Source organism: Delftia sp. 60 (genome assembly GCF_002754395.1).
Lineage (GTDB): Bacteria > Pseudomonadota > Gammaproteobacteria > Burkholderiales > Burkholderiaceae_C > Comamonas > Comamonas acidovorans.
Genome location: NZ_PEFD01000001.1, coordinates 5,078,208 through 5,099,127, shown reverse-complemented (window position 1 = coordinate 5,099,127; position 20,920 = coordinate 5,078,208). Strand labels below are relative to the sequence as shown.

The 20,920-nt window shown below is 67.0% G+C and carries 19 protein-coding genes, 1 other RNA gene and 1 pseudogene; 13 read left to right on the top strand and 8 right to left on the bottom strand.

Features of this window, described 5'->3' with window-relative positions; translation table 11 throughout:
* Positions 1–60: 60 nt before the first annotated feature.
* Together rho and trxA are read right to left on the bottom strand one after the other, a co-directional pair.
* Positions 61–1,322, bottom strand: a pseudogene (rho, locus tag CLV01_RS23015) (transcription termination factor Rho).
* 266 nt (positions 1,323–1,588) lie between these two features.
* On the bottom strand, positions 1,589–1,921 hold the full coding sequence (gene trxA / locus CLV01_RS23010; RefSeq protein ID WP_012206704.1) for a thioredoxin TrxA: 333 nt from the start codon (positions 1,919–1,921) through the stop codon (positions 1,589–1,591).
* Between the two features lie 271 nt (positions 1,922–2,192).
* Here trxA and CLV01_RS23005 point away from each other — a divergent pair, with 271 nt between their 5' ends.
* Positions 2,193–3,569: a TIGR03862 family flavoprotein gene (locus CLV01_RS23005; RefSeq protein ID WP_099733116.1), complete on the top strand. Its 1,377-nt coding sequence runs from the start codon at positions 2,193–2,195 to the stop codon at positions 3,567–3,569.
* 65 nt (positions 3,570–3,634) lie between these two features.
* Here the strand turns inward: CLV01_RS23005 and ffs are convergent.
* Positions 3,635–3,731: signal recognition particle sRNA small type (gene ffs / locus CLV01_RS23000), an RNA gene on the bottom strand.
* A gap of 100 nt (positions 3,732–3,831) precedes the next feature.
* Between ffs and dnaX the strand changes: the two genes are divergently transcribed.
* From dnaX to CLV01_RS22975, 5 genes are all read left to right on the top strand, one after another.
* Positions 3,832–6,018 carry a DNA polymerase III subunit gamma/tau gene (gene dnaX / locus CLV01_RS22995; protein WP_013801478.1) on the top strand — a complete coding sequence of 729 codons (2,187 nt, stop codon included), beginning with the start codon at positions 3,832–3,834 and terminating at the stop codon, positions 6,016–6,018.
* A 47-nt stretch (positions 6,019–6,065) separates the two neighbouring features.
* Complete coding sequence (locus tag CLV01_RS22990; RefSeq protein ID WP_012206701.1) at positions 6,066–6,398, top strand: YbaB/EbfC family nucleoid-associated protein; 333 nt, start codon at positions 6,066–6,068, stop codon at positions 6,396–6,398.
* Between the two features lie 145 nt (positions 6,399–6,543).
* On the top strand, positions 6,544–7,134 hold the full coding sequence (gene recR, locus CLV01_RS22985; RefSeq protein ID WP_012206700.1) for a recombination mediator RecR: 591 nt from the start codon (positions 6,544–6,546) through the stop codon (positions 7,132–7,134).
* 45 nt (positions 7,135–7,179) lie between these two features.
* Positions 7,180–7,611, top strand: a complete 432-nt coding sequence (locus CLV01_RS22980; RefSeq protein WP_012206699.1) for an MAPEG family protein — start codon at positions 7,180–7,182, stop codon at positions 7,609–7,611.
* 95 nt (positions 7,612–7,706) lie between these two features.
* Complete coding sequence (locus CLV01_RS22975; RefSeq protein WP_012206698.1) at positions 7,707–8,792, top strand: ABC transporter substrate-binding protein; 1,086 nt, start codon at positions 7,707–7,709, stop codon at positions 8,790–8,792.
* A 76-nt stretch (positions 8,793–8,868) separates the two neighbouring features.
* Here the strand turns inward: CLV01_RS22975 and CLV01_RS22970 are convergent, their stop codons facing one another.
* Both CLV01_RS22970 and gloB read right to left on the bottom strand, forming a co-directional pair.
* A complete protein-coding gene (locus CLV01_RS22970) occupies positions 8,869–10,404 on the bottom strand; it encodes a transglycosylase SLT domain-containing protein (protein WP_012206697.1) in 1,536 nt (511 codons plus the stop codon).
* Positions 10,404–11,177, bottom strand: coding sequence for a hydroxyacylglutathione hydrolase (gloB, locus tag CLV01_RS22965; RefSeq protein WP_012206696.1), 774 nt, complete (start codon positions 11,175–11,177; stop codon positions 10,404–10,406). Before gloB ends, CLV01_RS22970 begins: the two co-directional genes overlap by 1 nt.
* On the opposite strand from gloB, the gene CLV01_RS22960 reads away from it, so the two are divergent.
* The 7 genes from CLV01_RS22960 (at position 11,176) to CLV01_RS22930 (ending at position 18,377) form a co-directional block, all read left to right on the top strand.
* Complete coding sequence (locus tag CLV01_RS22960; RefSeq protein ID WP_099735070.1) at positions 11,176–12,006, top strand: class I SAM-dependent methyltransferase; 831 nt, start codon at positions 11,176–11,178, stop codon at positions 12,004–12,006. The two genes, gloB and CLV01_RS22960, sit on opposite strands and share 2 nt — an antisense overlap.
* Positions 12,003–12,449 carry a ribonuclease HI gene (gene rnhA, locus CLV01_RS22955; RefSeq protein ID WP_013801482.1) on the top strand — a complete coding sequence of 149 codons (447 nt, stop codon included), beginning with the start codon at positions 12,003–12,005 and terminating at the stop codon, positions 12,447–12,449. The genes CLV01_RS22960 and rnhA overlap by 4 nt, the downstream gene beginning before the upstream one ends.
* A 224-nt stretch (positions 12,450–12,673) precedes the next feature.
* Complete coding sequence (locus tag CLV01_RS22950) at positions 12,674–13,759, top strand: porin (protein WP_065346092.1); 1,086 nt, start codon at positions 12,674–12,676, stop codon at positions 13,757–13,759.
* Between the two features lie 51 nt (positions 13,760–13,810).
* Positions 13,811–14,257: a (2Fe-2S)-binding protein gene (locus CLV01_RS22945; RefSeq protein ID WP_012206692.1), complete on the top strand. Its 447-nt coding sequence runs from the start codon at positions 13,811–13,813 to the stop codon at positions 14,255–14,257.
* Entirely contained in the window at positions 14,235–16,484 is a 2,250-nt protein-coding gene (locus CLV01_RS22940) for a xanthine dehydrogenase family protein molybdopterin-binding subunit (RefSeq protein WP_099733117.1), read from the top strand. The genes CLV01_RS22945 and CLV01_RS22940 overlap by 23 nt, the downstream gene beginning before the upstream one ends.
* 40 nt (positions 16,485–16,524) lie before the next feature.
* Positions 16,525–17,346, top strand: coding sequence for a TauD/TfdA dioxygenase family protein (locus tag CLV01_RS22935; protein ID WP_012206690.1), 822 nt, complete (start codon positions 16,525–16,527; stop codon positions 17,344–17,346).
* Between the two features lie 53 nt (positions 17,347–17,399).
* On the top strand, positions 17,400–18,377 hold the full coding sequence (locus tag CLV01_RS22930) for a Bug family tripartite tricarboxylate transporter substrate binding protein (protein WP_099735071.1): 978 nt from the start codon (positions 17,400–17,402) through the stop codon (positions 18,375–18,377).
* Between the two features lie 53 nt (positions 18,378–18,430).
* On the opposite strand, the gene CLV01_RS22925 is transcribed toward CLV01_RS22930, so the two are convergent.
* From CLV01_RS22925 to moeA, 3 genes are read right to left on the bottom strand one after another with little or no spacing between them, the layout of a single operon-like run.
* Positions 18,431–19,162, bottom strand: coding sequence for a TetR/AcrR family transcriptional regulator (locus CLV01_RS22925; protein WP_225970995.1), 732 nt, complete (start codon positions 19,160–19,162; stop codon positions 18,431–18,433).
* A 46-nt stretch (positions 19,163–19,208) separates the two neighbouring features.
* Positions 19,209–19,541, bottom strand: a complete 333-nt coding sequence (locus CLV01_RS22920; RefSeq protein WP_099733118.1) for a thioredoxin family protein — start codon at positions 19,539–19,541, stop codon at positions 19,209–19,211.
* A 12-nt stretch (positions 19,542–19,553) separates the two neighbouring features.
* On the bottom strand, positions 19,554–20,900 hold the full coding sequence (gene moeA, locus CLV01_RS22915) for a molybdopterin molybdotransferase MoeA (RefSeq protein WP_099733119.1): 1,347 nt from the start codon (positions 20,898–20,900) through the stop codon (positions 19,554–19,556).
* Positions 20,901–20,920: the final 20 nt, after the last annotated feature.

Sequence of the window (20,920 nt, the reverse complement as noted above, 5' to 3'; positions counted from 1 at the left end):
AATGCAAAACGCCCCGCGTGAGCGAGGCGTCTGTGGGGGCCGTGGGCTGGATCTGTGCGATCAGCCGCCGCGGCGCATCATGTCGAAGAAGTCCACGTTGGTCTTCGTGGCCCGCATGTTCTTGATCATCAGCTCCATGGCCTCGATCTCGTCCATGTTGTACATGAACTGGCGCAGGATGCGGGTCTTTTGCAGGATCTCGGGAGCCAGCAGCAGTTCTTCGCGGCGTGTGCCGCTCTTGTTGAGTTCGATGGCGGGGAACACGCGCTTTTCGTAGAGGCGGCGGTTCAGGGCCAGTTCGCTGTTGCCCGTGCCCTTGAACTCTTCGAAGATCACTTCGTCCATGCGGCTGCCGGTATCGACCAGGGCCGTGGCGATGATGGTCAGCGAGCCGCCTTCTTCCACATTGCGTGCCGCGCCGAAGAAGCGCTTGGGGCGCTGCAGGGCGTTGGAGTCCACGCCGCCCGACAGCACCTTGCCCGACGAGGGCACGACGTTGTTGTAGGCGCGGGCCAGGCGGGTGATGGAGTCCAGCAGGATGACCACGTCCTTCTTGAGCTCGACCAGGCGCTTGGCGCGCTCGATCACCATCTCGGCCACGTGCACGTGGCGCGTGGCGGGCTCGTCGAAGGTGGAGGCGATGATTTCGCCCTTGACCGAGCGCTGCATCTCGGTCACTTCTTCGGGGCGCTCATCGACCAGCAGCACCATCAGGTGCACGTCGGGATGATTGGCCGTGATGGAATGGGCGATGCTCTGCATCATCATGGTCTTGCCGCTCTTGGGCGGTGCGACGATCAGCGCGCGCTGGCCGCGGCCGATGGGGGCGATGATGTCGATGATGCGGCCGGTGATGTTCTCCTCACCCTTGATCTCGCGCTCCAGGCGCAGTTGCTGGGTGGGGAACAGGGGGTCAGATTCTCGAACAGCACCTTGTGCTTGTTCTGCTCGGGCGAGCCGCCGTTGACGGAGTCGAGCTTGGTCAGTGCGAAGTAGCGCTCGCCATCCTTGGGCGTGCGCACTTCACCTTCGATCATGTCGCCGGTGTGCAGGTTGAAGCGGCGGACCTGGCTGGGCGAGATGTAGATGTCGTCGGTGCTGGCCGTATAGCTGGTGTCGGGGCTGCGCAGAAAGCCGAAACCGTCCGGCAGGATTTCCAGCACGCCGTCGGCGAACACTTGTTCGCCTGCCTTGGCTCGCTTTTTGATGATGGCGAACATCAACTCTTGCTTGCGCATGCGACCGACGTTTTCGATCTCAAGCGCTTCGGCCTGCTTCAGGACTTCAGACACGTGCAGTGCCTTGAGTTCATTAAGGTGCATGGAGTGACTCCAGAACGGAGTGGAAAGAAACCAGGGGAAGGCGTTGAGCCAAGCGAAACACTGTGGAAGTGGGCTGGCTTGCCTGAGGGTCTCAGCGCGGCCTTCAATGCATAAGGCCGGTGATGAAGGGCATTATGACAGGAAAAAATCCGAAGGTCACAGGGAAATTTGCGCTGGCGCCTCGTTTATGCGCCAGTGCGATGCGGTGCCGCGGTCAACGCCGGCCCGCATCTGTGACGGCCCCGTGTGCGGGGCCGTCGGGGGAATCAGGCCAGGTGCTGTTCCAGGAAAGCGGACAGCTGTGCCTTGTTGAGGGCGCCCACCTTGGTAGCGGCCAGCTGGCCATCCTTGAACAGCATCAGCGTGGGAATGCCGCGGATGCCGAACTTGGCGGGGATCTCGCGGTTCTCGTCCACATTCATCTTGGCGATGGACAGCTTTTCCTTGTAGGTCTGCGCTGCTTCGTCGAGGATGGGGGCGATCATCTTGCAGGGGCCGCACCATTCGGCCCAGTAATCGACCAGCACCGTGGTGCCAGGCTGCAAGACGTCGGCTTCAAAGCTTGCGTCGGAGATGTGTTTGATCAGTTCGCTGGCCATGGGTGGAGTCCTTGATTTTTCGCAATGAGGAAGGCGCAGGAAAATCCGCACCGCAAAAAGATTGTGACAGAAACCTATCACCTGCTGCACCGTATGGGCGGTAGCTCAATGCTATGACTGTCATAGCTGTTTATGGGGTGGCGACAGGGTTGCCGGGACTCCGGGAATTAGTGGCGCCTGCGCGCAGACCGGCCTGCGGCAGGGTATTCTGCGCGCCCGCGCTGCAGGCATATGTGCCGGCCGGCAGCGCCAAGTTGAATGCGAGCATGGAATGGAAACTGATGTGATGGATGCTTTTGAACCCGGTGCGGCAGCGCGCACGATGGACTGCGATGTGGCGGTGATCGGTGCGGGGCCTGCGGGCCTGATGGCGGCCGAAGGGCTGGCCGGCAAGGGGCTGGATGTCCATGTGTTCGAGGCCAAGTCCTCCGCTGGGCGCAAGTTCCTCATGGCAGGCAAGGGCGGGCTCAACCTGACCCATTCCGAAAACCTGCCCGCCTTTGTCTCCCGCTACGGCGAGCGCAGTGCCGAGGTGTCGCGCTGGCTGGAACTGCTGTCGCCGGATCAACTGCGTGCCTGGGCCGGTGAACTGGGCGTGGAAACCTTTGTGGGCAGCTCGGGCCGCGTATTCCCCAAGGACATGAAGGCTGCGCCCTTGCTGCGTGCCTGGCTGATGCGTCTGCAGACCCGGGGCGTGGTGCTGCACACGCGCCACCGCTGGGTGGGCTGGCAAGACGGCGATGCGCTGGGCTTTGATGCACCCGAAGGGCGGCTGCAGGTGCGGGCAAGGGCCGTGGTGCTGGCATTGGGCGGTGGCAGCTGGGCGCGCCTGGGTTCGGATGGCGCCTGGCTGCCCTTGCTGGAGCAGCGCGGTGTTGAAGTCGCTTTGTTGAAGCCTTCCAACTGCGGGTTCGATGTGGGTCTGGATGGCGCGGCTTCGGGCGGACAGATCGATCGCCGGGAGTTCATGGCCGAGCTGCTGGGCGCCAGCCCCCAGCCTGCGCGCGGCTGGAGTCCTTATTTCACCGAGCGCTTTGCGGGCCAGCCGTTCAAGTCTGTGGCGCTGTCCTTTGATGATGGCAATGGCCATGTTTTCTCGCGCAAGGGCGAATTCATTGCCACGACCACGGGCGTGGAAGGCAGCCTGATCTATGCCGTCTCTGCGGCGCTGCGCGAAGCCATTGCGCGCGACGGGCAGGCCACCGTACATCTCGACCTGCTGCCCCAGTTGACGCCCGAGCGCGTGCTGGTGGAAGTGCGCCATCCGCGCGGCTCGCGCAGCCTGGCCAGCCATCTGAAGGGGCGCCTGGGCCTGGACGGCATCAAGGCCGCCGTGCTGCATGAGGTGCTGGGCAAGGAAGGTGTGGCCGACCCTGTGCGGCTGGCCCATGCCATCAAGGCCCTGCCCATCACCGTGGTGGCGGCCCGACCCATTGACGAGGCCATCAGCACGGCAGGTGGCGTGCGGCTGGAAGCTCTGGACGCCAACGGCATGTGCGCAGCCGCTCCTGGCGTTTTCTGTGCCGGCGAGATGCTGGACTGGGAGGCTCCCACGGGCGGCTACCTGCTGACGGCGTGCATGGCCAGCGGCCTGCAGGCGGCGCAAGGCGTTGCGCGCTATCTCAAGGTGGATGGCGCAGAGCGTTAAGGAGGAGAGGGTGCCGCAGCGGGCCTGGACGGGGCAGGCGCCCGCAGGGCCTGCTGTTCAATGAAGGTGACGAGCCTTGCCCTCGGCACTGGTTTCACGGTTAGGGCTGCTTGGTTCCCCACCTGACCCGGTTGGCCGCTTCCCCATGCGAGGAGGCCCGTCACTCTCGATTATAGGGGCAAACACCGGGCCGCCCGGACGACATGGCCGGCCAAACCCGGGTCGCCTCGGGCAAGGGCGCCCAGCCCCGTAGAATCGCGGGATGTCTTATCTTGTGCTGGCCCGCAAATACCGCCCCCGCAATTTCTCTGAAATGGTGGGGCAGGAGCATGTCGTTCAGGCGCTCACCAATGCCCTGACGCAGCAGCGCCTGCACCATGCCTATCTGTTCACCGGCACGCGCGGCGTGGGCAAGACCACGGTCTCGCGCATTCTGGCCAAGTCGCTCAACTGCCAGGGCGCTGATGGCCAGGGCGGCATCACGGCAACGCCCTGCGGCGTCTGTGCGGCCTGTACCGAAATCGACAGCGGGCGCTTTCCCGACTACACGGAGCTGGACGCTGCCTCCAACCGTGGCGTGGACGAGGTGCAGAGCCTGCTGGAGCAGGCTGTCTACAAGCCGGTGCAGGGACGCTTCAAGGTCTTCATGATCGACGAAGTGCACATGCTCACGAACACGGCCTTCAACGCCATGCTCAAGACGCTGGAGGAGCCGCCCGAATACCTGAAGTTCGTGCTGGCCACCACCGATCCGCAGAAGGTGCCCGTGACCGTGCTCAGCCGCTGCCTGCAGTTCAACCTGCGGCCCATGGCGCCCGAGACCGTGCTGGAGCATCTGGGCCAGGTGCTGGGGCAGGAAGGCGTGGCCTCCGAGCCCCAGGCCCTGCGCCTGCTGTCGCGCGCCGCGCGTGGCTCCATGCGCGATGCGCTGTCGCTGACGGACCAGGCCATTGCCTTTGGCAGCGGACAGCTGCAGGAGGCCACGGTGCGCCAGATGCTGGGCAGCGTGGACCGCAGCCATGTGTTCCGCCTGATAGAGGCACTCGCCCAGGCTGATGGCCAAGTGGTTGTGGAAACCTCCGACGCGCTGCGCCGCAATGGCCTGTCTGCCGCCTCCACGCTGGAGGAAATGTGCGCCGTGCTGCAGCGCATGGCCGTGGCACAGGCCGTGCCGCAGATGGCCGCCGACGCCAGCGATCCAGAAGCCGCAGAGATCGCCCGCCTTGCGGTGCTGATGCCGCGCGACGAAACCCAGCTGCTCTACAGCATCTGCCTGCATGGTCGGGCCGAACTGGGCCTGGCCCCCGACGAGTACGCGGCGCTGACCATGGCGCTGCTGCGGCTGCTGGCGTTCAAGCCGCAATCTGCAGAGCCCGCCCCGGGCGCGGCTGAAAAAAAAACTCCAGCGCTGACCCCCTCCACGGCGAAGCCTGAATCTCCCGCGCCCGTGGCGCAGGCGCGGCCCGCACAGCCCGCTGTGCCTGAGGCTCCCGCTGTGCCGGCCAAGGCGGCCATGCCCGTCCCGGTCGCGCCTCCTGCTCCTGTCGCGCCTGTCGCATCTCCCGTGACCGCTGCGCCCGCCGTGGTCACTCCCGTGGTGCAAGCCGTTGCGGCTGCAGCACCTGTTCAGGCGCCCGTGGCCGTGGCCCCAGTTGCCAGGCCGGAACCCGTGCTTGCGCCTGTCCGGGAGGCCAGGCCTTCCGCTGCTCCAGAGGTTAAGCCGGCCGCCGGTGTCGCCCAGGAGCCCCTGGACGAGCCTGTGGATGAGCCCGTGGACGATGTGCAGGAAGACGAAGACTCTTCTGCCGATGAGGCGCCGCAGGCGCAGGATGCCGATGCACCGGACGAGGGTGCCTGGGCCGGGATGCCCGATGAAGGCTGGGCCGACGAAGGCCGCTGGAGCGATGACGGAGATCTGGCCCTGGAGCCGCCTGCCGCTGCCGTGGCACGGCAGTCCGAACCGCAGATCGACACTCAGATCGATGTGCAGGACTTCGCTCCCGAACGTGGCCGCCAGTCCCCCGGTGCGCCTCCCGCGCCGACCGTGGAGCGCACGCCCGACGGCGATGTCTGGCACGCTGCCGTCCAGCAACTGGTGCAGGCCGAGGCCGTCACGGCGCTGGCGCGGCAGCTGGCGCTGCAGTCGCAACTGGTGGCGCGCGATGGCGATGCATGGACGCTGCGCGTGGAAAGCAGCTCGCTGGCCCAGCCCGCCACGCGCGAGCGCCTGCGTGCGGCGCTGGAGGCCGCTGGCCTGGCGCGGCAACTGCATGTCGAGCAAGGCGCCGTGGCAGACAGCCCCGCGCGGCGCAATGCGGTGGCCAGCCATGAGCGCCAGCGCATTGCAGAAGACATCGTGATGAATCATTCTCTGGTGCAGACCCTGATCCGCAGCCATGGCGCGAAAATCGTGCCCGGCAGTATCAAGCCCGTATCCATTCAGCCCTGACACGCTCTAGAGCGTTTCGTTTTTACCCTACAGAAGAAGGAACTCACATGTTCAACAAAGGACAACTGGCCGGCCTGATGAAGCAAGCCCAGGCCATGCAGGACAACCTCAAGAAGGCCCAGGATGAACTGGGCAACATTGAGGTGGAAGGCGAGTCTGGCGCGGGCCTGGTGAAGGTGGTCATGACCTGCAAGCACGACGTCAAGCGCATCACCATCGACCCCAGCCTGCTGGCCGAAGACAAGGACATGCTGGAAGACCTGGTGGCTGCCGCCTTCAACGCCGCCGTGCGCAAGGCCGAAGAGACTTCCAACGAGAAGATGGGCAAGCTCACGGCCGGCATGCCCGGCCTGCCGGGCGGCATGAAGTTCCCGTTCTGAGGCAGGCCCTAGCGGTTGTGCCGAACAGCCTGGAGAGGCCATGCCGGCTTCTCCAGCTGCCCACTCGTGTGGAGTGGCCATCGAGCGATCTGCCCCTGCAGATCGCTTTTTTTCTGAGAACCTTCTCCATTGAAAGGAAGCTGCCATGTCGGACGTGCAATCGCTCGATGGCCTGATCGAGGCCTTGCGCAGGCTCCCGGGTGTGGGCATCAAGTCGGCGCAGCGCATGGCCTTCCACCTGCTGCAGCGCGACCAGGACGGCGCGCGGCAGCTGGCCCGTGCCCTGACCACGGCCGTGGAGTCGGTCACCCACTGCGAGCGCTGCCATACCTTCACCGAAGGCCGCATCTGCTCCATCTGCCAGGATGAAGGGCGTGACGCGGCCCGGCTGTGCGTGGTGGAGGCGCCCGCCGATATGGCGGCCATGGAGCGCACGGGTGCCTACCAGGGCTATTACTACGTGCTGATGGGGCGGCTGTCGCCACTCGACGGCATAGGTCCGCGCGATCTGAACCTGTCATCCCTGCTGGAGCGTGCCGGCGACGGCAAGGTTCAGGAGGTGATCCTGGCCACCAGCTTCACGGCGGAAGGCGAGGCCACGGCCCATGCGATCAGCGAGGCCCTGAAGGCGCGCGGCATCCATGTGACGCGCCTGGCGCGCGGCGTGCCCATAGGTAGCGAACTCGAGTACGTGGACCTCGGTACGATCGCCCATGCGCTGGTGGACCGCCGGTAGTGGCCGAGGCGGCTGGCGTTTCTTGTCTATTCATCAGGAGCCTGTATGCCGACCTCTGTCATCCTGCCGCCTGGCGGCTTCTCCATAGCGCATTGGTGCCTGCTGGTGGCGGCCCTGCTGCCGCTGGCCTGCGCCTACATCGCCAAGGCGCCCGGCATGAAGCACCGGCCGGGGCAGCGCGGTTTCGACAACCACGAACCCCGGGCCTGGCTGGCGCAGCAGACGGGCTACCAGGCACGTGCCAACGCGGCGCAGGCCAATAGCTTCGAGTGCCTGCCTTTCTTCATTGGCGCCTTGCTGGTTGCCTGGCAATTGGGTGCACCGTCCGCGCGTGTCGATGGCCTGGCCGTGGCCTTTGTTGTGTTGCGCATTGCCTACATCGCCTTCTATGTGACGGACCGCGCCACGCTGCGCAGTCTGGCCTGGGCGCTGGCGCTGGTGGTGAATCTGCTGCTGTTTTTCGCGGGCTACCGCTGAGGCCTGGGTGAGACCTGGGTGAGGGCCGGGCGCGTGTTCACCGCGCGCCGTGCTGGCCCTGAAGCCTACGGTGTTTCACATACGGGCAAGCACCGATGCTGTGCATGCGGGCTCTGGGCATGATCGTGTTGCACTGCAGCAAAATAACCACCATGTCTTCCCACGTGCTTGATCGCCGAACCTTGTTGAGCCTCATGGGGCTGGGTTCCCTTTGGTCGTTTCCTTCCCTCGGTTCGGCCGAGCTGGTGACGATTTCCGTGGGCGGTCAGGGCCTGCTGTATTACCTGCCGCTGGTGATTGCCCAGCAACTGGGGTACTTCGAGGCCGAGGGCCTGACCGTGCGCATCGATGACTATCCGGGCGGGTCGCAGTCGCTGCAGGCGCTGGAATCGGGCGCCGCCGATGTGTGCGCGGGTGCCTATGAACACACGCTTGTCGCGCAGCAGCGCGGCAGTGTGCTGCGTGCCTTCGTCGTGCAGGGGCGTGCGCCGCAGATTGCGCTGGGCGTGTCCTCGCGCTGGATGCCGCGCTACCAGACGCTGGCCGACCTGCGCGGGCGGCGCGTGGGCGTGTCCTCGCTGGGCGCATCCACGGCCCGGGCCGTGCAACTGATGCTGCTGGGCGATGGTCTGGAGGCCGATCTGGTGCAACTGGTGGGTGTGGGCTCGGGGCCTGACGCCATGGAGGCGCTGCGCACCGGGCGCGTGCATGCGCTGTGCCATGCGGACCCGCTGATGAGCGTGCTGGAGGACAAGGGTGCCGTGCGCATCGTCAGAGACCTGCGTGATCTGCGCAGCAGCGCGCAGCTGTACGGCGGCTCCATGCCCTCGGGCACGCTGTACGCGACCCAGGCCTTTTTGCGCAAGAACCCGGCCAAGGCCCAGGCGCTGAGCAATGCCATGGTCCGATCGCTCAAGTGGCTGCAAACCGCCGCGCCCATGGATGTGCTCAGGGCCGTGCCTGCACCCTATCTGCTGGGCTCGCGGCGCGCCTATCTGTCGGCCTTCGAGCACATGCGCACCACGATCTCCCCGGATGGCCTGATGCCCGATGACGGGCCTGCCACGGCCCTGCGCGCCCTGGTCCGGCTCAACCCTGCGCTGGCGCGCAGCGGTATCGACCTGGAGCGCTCGTTCACCAACGAATTCGTGCGGCAGTCCCGCCAGCGTTTCCACACCTGAGCCCCCGGGCCGCACGCAAAAGAGCCCGCGAAAGCGGGCTCTTTGGAGTGGGGCAATGGCGGTGCCTTCAGCGCCTTCAGCGCTTTTTCACCTTGGATGGCTTGCCGCCACGCGGCGCCGTGGTGACCGACACCTTGGCGTTGCGGTTTTGCGGCTGCACGGCCACCTTGCGTGCGGTTCCGGTGGACTTGGCCGCCCGGGCATTGCCGCCGCTGCTGGCGCGCACCGGCAGGTAGGCCACCAGCGATTGGCCGGCATGCAGGGTGGCGGAGGACTTCAGGTCATTCCAGTCCGCCAGATTGGATGCGCTGACGCCGTAGCGGTTGGCCACGCTGATCAGCGTGTCGCGCTTGCGGGCCTTGATGGTGGTGCGGCGCGTGACGATCTCGGGGGCAAAGCTGATCTGGCCGTTGTCGGCCACGTGGCCGGCCACGTCGGCACGCACGTTGGCGCCGCGCGGCACCATGAGCGCGGAGCCGGCCTTGATCAGCATGCGGGGCGGGATGTTGTTGAGGGCGCGCAGGTCGGACTCGCCCAGGCCCACGCGCTGGGCCGCCTCGGCCACGCTGATGGTGGAAGGCACGGTCCACACGGTCCAGCTCGCGTACTGGCCTTCGTCGAAGGCCTGCATGTTGCGGCGGAACACCTTGGCGTTGTCCCAGGGCAGCAGGATCTCCGGCGTGCCGGCCGCAAAGATCACCGGCTTGCGGAAGCTGGGATTCAGCGCCTTGAAGTCATCGGTCGACACGTCGGCCAGCTTGGCCACCAGTTCCACGTCGATGTCACGGGTGATGGTGACGGTCTGGAAGTAGGGGTGGTTCTCGATCAGCGGCAGCTCGGTGTTGAACGCATCGGGGTTGGCCACGATGTTCTTGACGGCCTGCAGCTTGGGCACGTACATGCGGGTCTCGGCCGGCATCTGCAGGTCGGTGTAGCCCGTGGGCAGGCCCAGCTTCTCGTTGCGCTTGATGGCGCGGCCCACGCTGCCTTCGCCCCAGTTGTAGGCGGCCAGGGCCAGGTGCCAGTCGCCGAACATGTCGTAGAGCTTTTGCAGGTAGTCCAGCGCGGCGCGCGTGGAGGCCAGCACGTCGCGGCGGTCGTCGCGGAAGGCGTTTTGCTTGAGGTCGAAATAGGTGCCGGTGGCCGGCATGAACTGCCACATGCCGGCCGCCTTGGCGGTGGAGACGGCCTGCGGGTTGAAGGCGCTCTCGATGTAGGGCAGCAGCGCCAGCTCGGTGGGCATGTTGCGCCGCTCCAGTTCCTCGACGATGTGGAACAGGTACTTGCTGGAGCGCTCGGTCATGCGCTGTATGTAGTCGGGCCGGCTGGCATACCACTGCTCGCGGTCCTTTACCAGATCCTGGTCCAGGTCGGGCATGGCGAAGCCCTGGCGAATGCGTACCCACAGATCGCCCGTGGTCTCCAGCGAGGCCACGCCGCCGTTGCCGGCGCTGCCTGTGCCCAGCGGGCTCAGCGGTCCGTTGGGGTACATCGGGGAGTGCGGTGCGGTGCTGGGGGCGGGGGCCGTGCTGGCCAGGTCCGGGCTGCTGGTGGTGGCGCAGCCCGCAAGAGCCAGCAGGCTGCCCAGCAGCAGGGTGTGTAGCAGTTTCATCAGAAGACGTTTTTCCATTGACGCAGGCCGGCCAGCACGCTGGCGGGGTCCTGCTGTCTCACCTGTGCGTCGAAGCCTGCGGCGGCGGCGGCCACTGCGGATTCGCGCGTTCTAAGAAAGGGATTGATGGAGCGCTCGGTCTCCATCAGGGAAGGCAGCGTGGGCCGGCCGGCCTCGCGCAACGCCTGACAATGCCTCTGGTAGTGAGCCAGGGCCTGGTTGTTTGGTTCCACGGCCTGCGCAAAGCGCAGGTTGGACATTGTGTACTCATGTGCGCAGCAGACCAGGGTGTTGTCCGGCAGCGCGGCCAGATCGTCCAGCGATTGCTGCATCTGCTGCGGCGTGCCTTCGAACAGGCGCCCGCACCCCCCTGAAAACAGCGTATCGCCGCAGAACAGCACGGGCTGCGCCTGCGCCGCCGTGCTGTAGAAGGCGATGTGGCCGCTGGTGTGGCCGGGCACGTCAATGACCTGCCAGGGGCCGCCCAGGGCCTGCACTGTATCGCCACCCTGCACGCGCTGCACGGGCTCGGGCAACTGCTCGTAGGCGGGGCCCCAGACCTGGGCGCCCGTGGCCTGGCGCAGCTGCGCCACGCCGCCGACATGATCGGCATGGTGGTGGGTGACTAAAATGCCCTGCAACTGCAAGTCCAGCTGGCGCAGGCTGGCCAGCACGGGCGCTGCATCGCCGGGATCGACGACCAGGGCCTGCCCTGCGTCGTACAGCAGCCAGATGTAGTTGTCGGAAAAAGCGGGGATGGGCAACAGGTTCATGAGCAGCAAAATTATAGGGACGCATCACTGGACGCAATCTGCCCTCGGCCACTACCTGCTGGAATGGGAGCAGCAGCGCTGCGACGAGGCGGTGGCCGATATTTTCGGCTATCACAGCCTGCAGTTGGGCATGCCCATGCTCCAGGGGCTGCGCGCCAATCGCATGCCGCATCGCTGGCTGGCCCTGGATTCCATGCAGGATGCGGTGCCAGCCGAGGGCGTGCCGCCGCTGGAGGTGCCCGTGGCGCTGTTGGCCGATCCGGCCGCGCTGCCGTTTTCCGAGGCCAGCCTCGACCTCGTCGTCATGCCGCACACGCTGGAGACCTCGCCGGACCCGCATGCCGTGTTGCGCGAGGCGGCCAGGGTGCTGATGCCCGAGGGCCGTATCGTCGTGTGCGGGCTCAACCCCGCCAGTCTGCTGGGCGTGCAGCGCCGTGCCGAGCGCGGCGTGTATCTGCCCGATGTGGGCTGGGGCGTGGGCTACTGGCGGCTGCGCGACTGGCTGCGATTGCTGGCCTTCGAGATCGAGGCCGTGCAGTTCGGCTGCTATCGTCCTGCCGTGCAGACGGATCGCTGGCTGCGGCGCTGGCAGTTCATGGACCGCGTGGGGCGGCTGGGCTGGCCCATGCTGGGCGGTGTGTACTGCGTGGTGGCCGTCAAGCGCGTGCCAGGCGCACGCATGCTGGAGCCTGCCTGGCGTGGCCGCGCAGCCGTGTCGGGCGCCTCCGTGCCTGTGGCCCACCGCATGCCGGCGCAGGCGGTGCAGGGCAGCGATCCGCATTCCAACCGGCCTGAAGGCCGGGTCATTCAACCCAAGGAAATTTTTTGAATCAAGTTGTTATCTACACGGACGGCGCCTGCAAGGGCAATCCGGGTCCCGGCGGCTGGGGCGTGGTGCTGGAGGCCGGCAGCGCCAGGAAAGAGCTGTTCGGCGGCGAGCTGAACACGACCAACAACCGCATGGAGATGATGGCCGTGATCGAGGCGCTGTCCGCGCTCAGGCGGCCCTGCGATGTGGTGCTCTACATCGACAGCCAGTACGTGCTCAAGGGCATCACCGAATGGATCCATGGCTGGAAGGCCAAGGGCTGGAAGACGGCCTCCAAGGAGCCGGTCAAGAACGTCGAGCTGTGGCAGCGGCTGGACGCCCTGGTCCAGGGCGGCGGCCACCGCATCGACTGGCGCTGGGTCAAGGGCCACGCAGGCGACCCTGGCAACGAGCGGGCAGACGCCCTGGCCAACAAGGGCGTGGACCAGGCACTGGGGCGCTGAGCGCCTGGTGCGGGGGCGGGTGCAATGCCCGTCCCTTGCTTCCACCTCCCGAGACCTACCTACAACGCGGTAGATGAAAACCCCAGAACCAGAATTCGGCCCGCGCAGCTAATATTTCCATAAGTGGAAATTAGTTCGCGCCTTGCCAGGCATCTTCCGTGGCGTGGTGTCCAAAATTGCCACTTGTGGAATTTTTAACCATCTCACGATGAAAGAGCCTTGCGATGAAATACAAAGCAATTGCCGCATTGGCGATGCTGGGCGGCGCGGGAGCGGCGCTGGCCCAGAGTTCGGTGACGCTGTACGGCAGCATGGACCTGACCATGCCCTGGATCAGCGATGTGCGCGGGAGCCGGCTGACGCGCATGGATTCGGCCATTTCCCAGCCTGACCTCTGGGGCCTGCGCGGCTCGGAGGACCTCGGCGGTGGCATGAAGGCCTCGTTCCAGCTGGAGAACGGATTCCTCACGGACATCGGCTCGCCGATCTCGCCGACCAGCTACTTCAACCGGGCTTCCTGGGTGGGTCTGGACAGCGCGTCGATGGGCTCGGTGCGGCTGGGTCGCCAGGTCGATTTCACGGCCGGCACGCTGAGCCAGTGGGGCAACGGCTATCAGCTCTACAACTTTTATCTCTACCACCCCGGCAACCTGGACGGCCTGTCCAGCCAGTTCCCCGTGGACAACTCCGTGGTCTACCTGACGCCCAGGATGGGCGGCATGCAGTTCGGCGCGCAGTACGGCTTTGGCGAGGTGCCGGGCCGCTCGCAGGCCAACCGTACCTACAGCGTCATGGGCAGCTATTCCAGTGCCAAGCTCAATCTGGCCGTGGCCTACACCGATGCGCGTGGCCGTGCCTTCGATATCGCCGGGCGCACGGGCCTGGCGAACGCGCTGGGCCAGGACCTGGTGGCGGGCCGCCCCCTGGTGCTCGATACCTTCCAGGTGCTGGGCATCGGCGGCGGTTACCAGCTCGATGCGCTTCCGGTCCGGCTCAACGCGCTGCTGACGCGCTCCACGCTCAAGTACGGCGCAGCCTCCAGCAACATGAGCGCGCTCGACCTGGGCCTGGCCTGGCAGACCAGCCAGTCCGTGACCATCAACACGGGCTACTCCTTCAGCCGCTTCGAGCAGACGAAGTGGAACCAGGTCCACCTGGGCGCGCGCTATGCCTTCTCCAAGCGCACGCAGCTGCATGCCTCGGTCACGCACCAGCGCGCCTCGGATGGCGTGGCGGCGATGAATTCCGTGGGCGTTGCCAGCGGGCGCACGCAGACCGTGATTGCGGCAGGCATACACCACTCGTTCTGAGAGGCATGAGACATGCAGCCCGGTTGATGCGGGCGCATTGGAGACCCCACGATGAAATTCACCCTCAATTCCCGAAGCGTGGCCTTTGACGGCGACGGGCAGACCCCGTTGCTGTGGGTGTTGCGCGATCACTTCAAGCTGCCCGGCACCAAGTTCGGCTGCGGCATCAGCATGTGCGGGGCCTGCACGGTCCATGTCGATGGCGAGCCGGTGCGCTCCTGCGTGCTGCCCGTCTCGACGGTGGGCGGCAAGGCGGTCACGACCATCGAAGGGCTGTCCAGCAACCGTTCCCACCCTATCCAGAAGGCCTGGATGGACAAGGACGTGCCGCAGTGCGGCTACTGCCAGTCCGGCATGGTCATGGCCGCTGCTGCGCTGCTCAAGACCCATCCACAGCCCACCGATGCGCAGATCGACGAGGCCATGACCAATCTGTGCCGCTGCGCCACCTACCACCGCATCCGGGAGGCCATCCATGCCGCAGCGTCCAAGCAATGAACGGGGCCGCACGGCCGGCTCTGCCATCTCGCTGCGGCGCAGGCATCTGCTCCAGAGCGCTGCTGCGCTGCTGGTGGCGCCTGCTGCCGGCAGCCTGCTGATTCCGCTGGCGCAGGCCGCGCCAGCGGAGGCCGGTGCAGCGGCAGCAACGGCCTCCTCCATCGGCGATTGGGTCTGGATCGAGCCTTCGGGCCAGGTCGTGATCGGCGTGTCGCAGTGCGAGGTGGGCCAGGGCATCTACACGGGCCTGCCCCAGGTGCTGGCCGACGAGCTCGATGCCGACTGGGCCAGCGTGACCGTGCGCTTCGTCACGGGGCGCGACGCCTATCGCAACGATGCGGGCGAGATGCCGTTCCAGCAGTTCGTGGGCGCGTCGATGTCGATGAACTATTTCTACGAGCGCATGCGCCTGGCCGGTGCCCAGGCCCGTGATGTGCTGCTGCGTGCCGGCGCGGCCCGGCTGGGCGTGCGGGCATCCCAGTGCAGCACGCGCGCCGGCCGCGTGCTGCACTCCGCGACGGGCCGCAGCGTGGGCTACGGCGAGATCGTGGCCGATGCCTCCAGGCTGTCCATCGCCGCGCGCCCGCGCATGAAGTCGGCTTCCGAGCAGGGCCTGATCGGCCGCAACCTGCGCCGGGTGGACACCCCGGCCAAGGTCGATGGCAGCGCGGTTTTCGGCATCGATGTCGAGGTGCCCGGCATGCTGATCGGCGCCGTGCGCATGGCGCCCAGCGTGACGGGGCGCATCGTGCGCATCCGCAACGAGGCAGAGGTGCGCGCGCGCCCCGGCGTGCATGCCATCGTGCGCACCACGCAGTGGCCCGACCCCGAGCCCAGCACCGTGGTCGTGGTGGCCGATTCGTACTGGATCGCCAAGCAGGCCGCCGACGCGCTGGACATCGAATTCGACGCCGGCGCGGCGGCCGGCGTGGACAGCGAGCGCATCCATGCGCAGTTCGTCGCAGGCCTGTCGAACGACAAGGCCGTCGTTGCCCGCAGCCTGGGCAAGCCGCGCGAAATGCTGGCGGCGGGCAAGCCGATCACGGCCGACTACCACTCGCCCTACATCACGCACGCCACCATGGAGCCGCTGGCCGCCACTGTCCATGTGCGCGACGGCGAGGTCGAGACCTGGGGGCCCTACCAGGGCCAGGACTTCCTGCGTGGCGAACTGGGCAAGGCCTGCGGAGTGCCTGCGGACAAGGTCATCGTGCACACCACCTTCCTGGGCGGCAGCTTCGGGCGCAAGTACATGCCCGACTTCGCCTTGCATGCAGCAGCGGCATCCAAGGCCGTGGGCCGGCCCGTCAAGGTCATCCGCTCGCGTGAGGACGACATACGGCATTCCTACTACCGGCCCGGTGCCTCGGGGCGGCTGAGTGCCGTGCTGGGCGCCGACGGCCTGCCTGCCGCGCTGCATGCGCGCATCTCGGGCCAGTCGCTGTACGGGGCCATCAACCCCAAGAAGATGGCCGATGCAGGCGGCTGGGACGAGACCATGGTCGAGTCCATCTACGACCTGATCTACGGCGTGCCCAACCTGCTGGTGGATGCCGTGGACGTGCAGCAGCCCATACCGCTGAGCTATCTGCGCAGCGTGGGCTCCACGTCCAGCGTGTTCTTCCTGGAAAGCTTCATCAGCGAGCTGGCCCACACCGCAGGCGTGGACGACTACCAGTACCGGCGCCGCCTGCTGGCCGGCCAGCCGCTGGCACTGGGCGTGCTGGATGCGGCGGCGCGGGCCGCGCGCTGGGAGCAGCCCGCACCGGCAGGGCTGCACCGCGCCATGACCTTCAACGTATACACGGGGCGGGGCGAGAGCTTCCAGACCTTCGTCGCGCTGGTCATGGAATTGCGTGTTGTGGAAGGCCGCGTGCGGCTGGAGCGCGCCATCTGCGCCATCGACGCGGGCCGTGTGGTCAACCCGGGACTGGTCAAGGCCAATGTCGAAGGCGGCATCGGCTTTGCGCTGACCAACACCTTCAAGAGCCGGCTGGGCTTTGACAAGGGCGTGGTGCAGCAAAGCAATTTCCACGACTACCCGCTGCTGCAACTGTCCGAAATGCCCCGCGTGGAGGTGGTACTGGTCGAGAGCGATCGGCCGCCCCAGGGCTGCGGCGAAGTGGCCCTGGGCCCCACGGCGCCTGCCGTGGCCACGGCCCTGTTCCATGCCACCGGCCGCCGGTTCCGCTCCATGCCGCTGCCGCAGGACATCGCGTCCACCTGATCACCACCCCAACCCCGTTTTTTTCGAGAAAAGGAATTTCATGCAAGTCGAACACATCACCCCGTGCATAGGATCGGAGATCTACGGCATCGATCTCTCGGACCCGGCGCAGGTGCATGACCATGCGGACGCGCTGCGCCGGCTGCTGGCCGAGCGCCAGGTCATCTTCTTCCGCGACCAGACGCTGGACCCTGCGCAGCAGGTGCGCGTGGCCCAGGTGTTCGGCAAGGTAGAGCCCGTGTCCTCCACCTTTCCCTCGCACCCGGACGATCCCCATGTCGAGCTGCTGATCAGCCAGGGCACGCGCACCGGCACCGACATCTGGCATGCCGACCTGACCTGGCAGACCAAGCCGCCCGCCGGTGCCTGCCTCTACGCCGTGGACGTGCCGCCCACGGGCGGCGACACCATGTGGGCCAGCATGACCACGGCCTTCGCCTCGCTGGCGCCCGAGCTGCAGGCCTATCTGCGCAAGCTGCGCGCCACCCACAACTGGGAGGCGCCAGCGCTCAGGCAAAGCCTGATGCGCCGAGATCCGTCTGGCGAGGCCTATCGCGCCACCCGCCTCAAGCATCCGCCGCTGGAGCAGCCCGTGGTCCTGGAGCACCCGGTCACCGGGCTGCCCGTGGCCTTTGTGAACTCGCTCTACACCACGCACATAGAAGGCGTCACCAGCGACGAGAGCGCGGCCCTGATCGCCATGCTCAGCGGGCTGGCGAAGGTGCCTGAATGGCAGGTGCGCTTTCGCTGGCGCAAGGGCTCGGTGGCCATCTGGGACAACCTGGCCACGCAGCACTACGCGGTCAATGACTACCACCCCGCAGCGCGGCGGATGCACCGTGTGGCGATACGCCAGGCTTGAGCCCGGCAACGAACTTTGCTGACAATGAAAAAACCACGATGAAAGCCCTCTCCATGAAAGCGAAACGCAGAACGCTCGCCCTGGGCGCGGCCATGGCCCTGGCGCTGCTCGCCGGTCCGGCGCAGGCCCAGACCTACCCCCACAAGCCGGTCACCATCGTCGTGGCCTACCCCGCAGGCGGCGATACCGACGCGCTGGCGCGGCTGCTGGGCGAGAAGCTGTCGGCCCGCATCGGCCAGTCCGTGCTCGTGGACAACCGCGCGGGCGCCAGCGGCACCATAGGCAGCAGTTTCGTGGCCAAGGCACCGGCCGATGGCTACACGCTGCTGCTGGCGCCCAATACCTTTGCCATGGCCCAACTGGTGCTCAAGCTGGGCGCGGGCCACGGCTACGACGTGCTCAATGGCTTCACGCCCGTGATCGAGGTCGGCTCCACTTCGCTGTTCCTCGTCGCCGGGCCCGGTGCGGGCGTGCGCAGCTTCAAGGAGGCCATCTCCTCCAGCCAAGGCCGCTCGCTGGGCTATGCCACGCCGGGCAATGGCTCGCCCATGCACTTCCTCGGCGAGATGGTCCGGCGCGCCACGGGCGCCCGCTTCGAGGCCATTCCCTACAAGGGCGTGGCGCCGGCCGTCACCGATGTGGTGGGCGGCCATGTGCCCTTCACCTACAGCACGCTGGGCTCCATCGCTCCCTATCTGCCCGGCGGCAAGCTGGTGGCGCTGGCCGTGGCCGACGCCCAGCGCTCACCGCTGGCGCCCGACGTGCCCACGCTGGCCGAGCTGGGTTACAAGGACGTGGAGCTGACCGCCTGGTATGGCCTGTTCGGCCCCAGGAACATGCCCGCCGAGGTGGTCAAGCTGCTGAACACCCACCTCAACGAGATCCTCAGGATGCCCGACGTGGTGGCGCGCATGGCCACGCTGGGAACCGTCCCTGTGGGCGGTCCGCCCCAGCGCCTGGGCAAGACCAGTGCCGGCGATTTCGAGCGCTTCGGGCGGCTGGTCAAGGAGCTGGGCATACAGCCGGACTAGATTGAACAGGCGCTGAACGAAAGGAGGGAGGAAGCAGCGGGCGCCGGCGCAAGTCATCCCGGGTGGTGGCCCGGGGACGGAGGGTGGTCTTGCGCCGGCGCATCCTGCCTGATGCGCTCGGCCAGCAGATGGGACATGAAGCGCAGGTAGCGCTCGATCTGCTGGTCTGCCTCGGGTCCCTCACCGAACAGCTCGGCCAGCAGCGGCCGTGCCGTGGGCAGGAAGGCCGAAATGCTGAGGATGGCCAGGTGGATGAAGCGCGGGTCCACCTGTGCCGGGTGGCTGGCCTGCGCTCCGTCCATCAGCATGGTCGAGGTCAGCTCCAGCCCGCGCCGCGTGATGCGCTGCAGCGGCGTGCCCGAGGGCGGCGGCTCTTCTTCGCTTTCGTAGTGGTAGATCTCGGAGAGCGCCAGCCGCTCGAACTGCGGGTGCTCACGCATGAAATCCAGCCGCAGCAGCAGGCGCTGGTAGACGCGCTCTTCCACCGTGCCCTGCGTCCTGAGCGCCACTTCCATGCGGTTTTGCAACTCGCGCATCAGGGACTCCGTCACCTCCTGCAGCAAGCCCTTGAGGCTGCTGAAGTAGTAGCGCACCAGGGCACGCGTGACACCGGCTGCCGCCGCGATTTCCAGAATGCTCAGCTGCTCCGGCGTGCGGGTCTTGAGCAGGTTGACCGTGGTCTGCAGGATGATGTCCCGTCCCACGGCATCGTCGGCCAGCGGGCGGCCGCTGTTGCGGCGGGGCTTCTTGGGCGCGGATTCGGTTGGCTTCTTTTGAGGCGGCATGCGGGCCATTGTCGGCGATACACAGGCAGCGGCCGCGCCGCAAGCGTCAGGGCTGGGCGGTAATGCGGGCCAGCGCGTCCGCGATCTCGCGGGCGTGCTGGGGCCGCACCAGCCTTTGCACCTCCTGCCCGTCACGCAGAAAGATCAGGGTGGGCCAAAGCTTGACGCGGTAGCTGCGACCCAGGGCCCGGCCGGGGCCGTCTTCCACCTTGATGTGGGCCACCTGCGGGGCGGCATCCAGCGCCTGGGCAATCAGCGGTTGCGCGCCCTGGCAGTGGCCGCACCAGGCGGTGCCGAACTCCAGCAAGGTAGCGCCGGGCAGCGTGTCGACGGTGCTGCGATCGGGGGCGTCGGTCAGGTGCTTGGACTGGAAGGGCATGGGAATCTCCTGTCAGGGAAAGGCCTGCAGCGGCAGGATGGACACGGTTTCGCCGGCTTGCACGGCACCGCGCTCATGTTCGAGCACGATGAGGCAGTCCGCCTCGGCCATGGAGCGCAGCACGCCCGAACCCTGCGGCCCGGTGGTGCGGACCAGGCAGCGGCCATCGGCGCCTGTGGACAGAAGGCCGCGCTGGTACTCGGTGCGGCCTGGCCGCTTGGACAGCGCATGGGCAGCCACGGCCTGGGGCAGGGCGGCCGGCTCGGCAGCTGCCTGCGCAGCGCCCATGAGCTGCAGCAGCGCCGGACGGACAAAGACCAGAAAGCTGACCATGGCGGCCACGGGATTGCCGGGAAGGCCGATCAGCACCGTGGTGCGTGCAGGCGTGCGGCTTGCGGCAAACGGCGTGCCCGCATCGGGCTGCAGCAGGCCCACGGCCAGCGGCCGGCCCGGCCGCATGGCCAGTCGCCAGAAGTGCACGCAGCCCATGCGCTGCAGCATGGCGCGCGTGTGGTCGGCCTCGCCTGCGCTGATGCCGCCGCTGGTCAGCACCACGTCGGCCAAAGAGGCGGCTTCGCGCAGGCGCTCCTGCAGGGCCTCGGGCTCGTCGGCCACCACGCCCAGGTCCAGCACCTGCACGCCCATGCGCTGCAGCAGGCCGATGAGGCTGAAGCGGTTGCTGTCGTAGACCGCACCCTCGCGCGGCGCCGTGCCGGGGTGGAGGATTTCATCGCCCGTGGAGAAATAGGCCACGTGCAGCCGCCTGCGCACGCGCACCTGGGGCTGGCCCAGGCTGGCGATCAGGCCCAGGGCCGCGGGATGCAGGCGCTGGCCCGCCGCCAGGGCCACGCGGCCCAGGCTCAGGTCCTCACCGCGCAGGCGCCGGTTGTCCCCGGCACGCACGCTGCCTGCCGGAATGCCGATGTGGTCAGTGCCTGCGGACACGGTGCGTTCATGCGCGACCACCGTGTCCAGCCCGCTCGGCAACACGGCGCCGGTCATGATCTTGATGCACTCGCCGGCCTGCACGGTGCCGTGCCAGGGTTTGCCGGCCAGGGCCTGGCCGACCACGCGCAGCACCAGCGGTGCAGCGGGCGAACCGGCGTGAGTTGCCTGCAGCTGGCCGCCATCGAAGGCATAGCCATCCATGGCGGCGTTGTCATGCGCTGGCACATCGACGGGGGAGACGATGTCTTCGGCCAGCACGCGGTCCAGCGCATCAGCCAGCGCCAGCGTCTCCAACTCTGCCACCGGGCCCAGGGGCTGCAGCAGGCTGGCCAGCTGTGTCAGGGCCTGATCGACCCTCAGGTCCTGGGTGGATGCGGTGGTGGGAGATGCGGGCTGGAAGGATGCTGTCATCAGAACGGAATCCGGTTGGG

Excerpts from the sequence above, each read along its gene's own strand:
- CLV01_RS22945 (WP_012206692.1), top strand. The coding sequence starts at position 13,811 with ATGAAATTCACCCTCAATTCCCGAAGCGTGGCCTTTGACGGCGACGGG.
- CLV01_RS22990 (WP_012206701.1), top strand. The coding sequence starts at position 6,066 with ATGTTCAACAAAGGACAACTGGCCGGCCTGATGAAGCAAGCCCAGGCC.
- CLV01_RS22980 (WP_012206699.1), top strand. The coding sequence starts at position 7,180 with ATGCCGACCTCTGTCATCCTGCCGCCTGGCGGCTTCTCCATAGCGCAT.
- CLV01_RS23005 (WP_099733116.1), top strand. The coding sequence starts at position 2,193 with ATGGAAACTGATGTGATGGATGCTTTTGAACCCGGTGCGGCAGCGCGC.
- CLV01_RS22960 (WP_099735070.1), top strand. The coding sequence starts at position 11,176 with ATGAGCAGCAAAATTATAGGGACGCATCACTGGACGCAATCTGCCCTC.
- CLV01_RS22970 (WP_012206697.1), bottom strand. The coding sequence starts at position 10,404 with ATGAAACTGCTACACACCCTGCTGCTGGGCAGCCTGCTGGCTCTTGCG.
- recR (WP_012206700.1), top strand. The coding sequence starts at position 6,544 with ATGTCGGACGTGCAATCGCTCGATGGCCTGATCGAGGCCTTGCGCAGG.
- CLV01_RS22975 (WP_012206698.1), top strand. The coding sequence starts at position 7,707 with ATGCTGTGCATGCGGGCTCTGGGCATGATCGTGTTGCACTGCAGCAAA.
- CLV01_RS22920 (WP_099733118.1), bottom strand. The coding sequence starts at position 19,541 with ATGCCCTTCCAGTCCAAGCACCTGACCGACGCCCCCGATCGCAGCACC.
- CLV01_RS22950 (WP_065346092.1), top strand. The coding sequence starts at position 12,674 with ATGAAATACAAAGCAATTGCCGCATTGGCGATGCTGGGCGGCGCGGGA.
- moeA (WP_099733119.1), bottom strand. The coding sequence starts at position 20,900 with ATGACAGCATCCTTCCAGCCCGCATCTCCCACCACCGCATCCACCCAG.
- CLV01_RS22925 (WP_225970995.1), bottom strand. The coding sequence starts at position 19,162 with ATGCCGCCTCAAAAGAAGCCAACCGAATCCGCGCCCAAGAAGCCCCGC.
- CLV01_RS22935 (WP_012206690.1), top strand. The coding sequence starts at position 16,525 with ATGCAAGTCGAACACATCACCCCGTGCATAGGATCGGAGATCTACGGC.
- dnaX (WP_013801478.1), top strand. The coding sequence starts at position 3,832 with ATGTCTTATCTTGTGCTGGCCCGCAAATACCGCCCCCGCAATTTCTCT.
- gloB (WP_012206696.1), bottom strand. The coding sequence starts at position 11,177 with ATGAACCTGTTGCCCATCCCCGCTTTTTCCGACAACTACATCTGGCTG.
- CLV01_RS22930 (WP_099735071.1), top strand. The coding sequence starts at position 17,400 with ATGAAAGCGAAACGCAGAACGCTCGCCCTGGGCGCGGCCATGGCCCTG.
- trxA (WP_012206704.1), bottom strand. The coding sequence starts at position 1,921 with ATGGCCAGCGAACTGATCAAACACATCTCCGACGCAAGCTTTGAAGCC.
- CLV01_RS22940 (WP_099733117.1), top strand. The coding sequence starts at position 14,235 with ATGCCGCAGCGTCCAAGCAATGAACGGGGCCGCACGGCCGGCTCTGCC.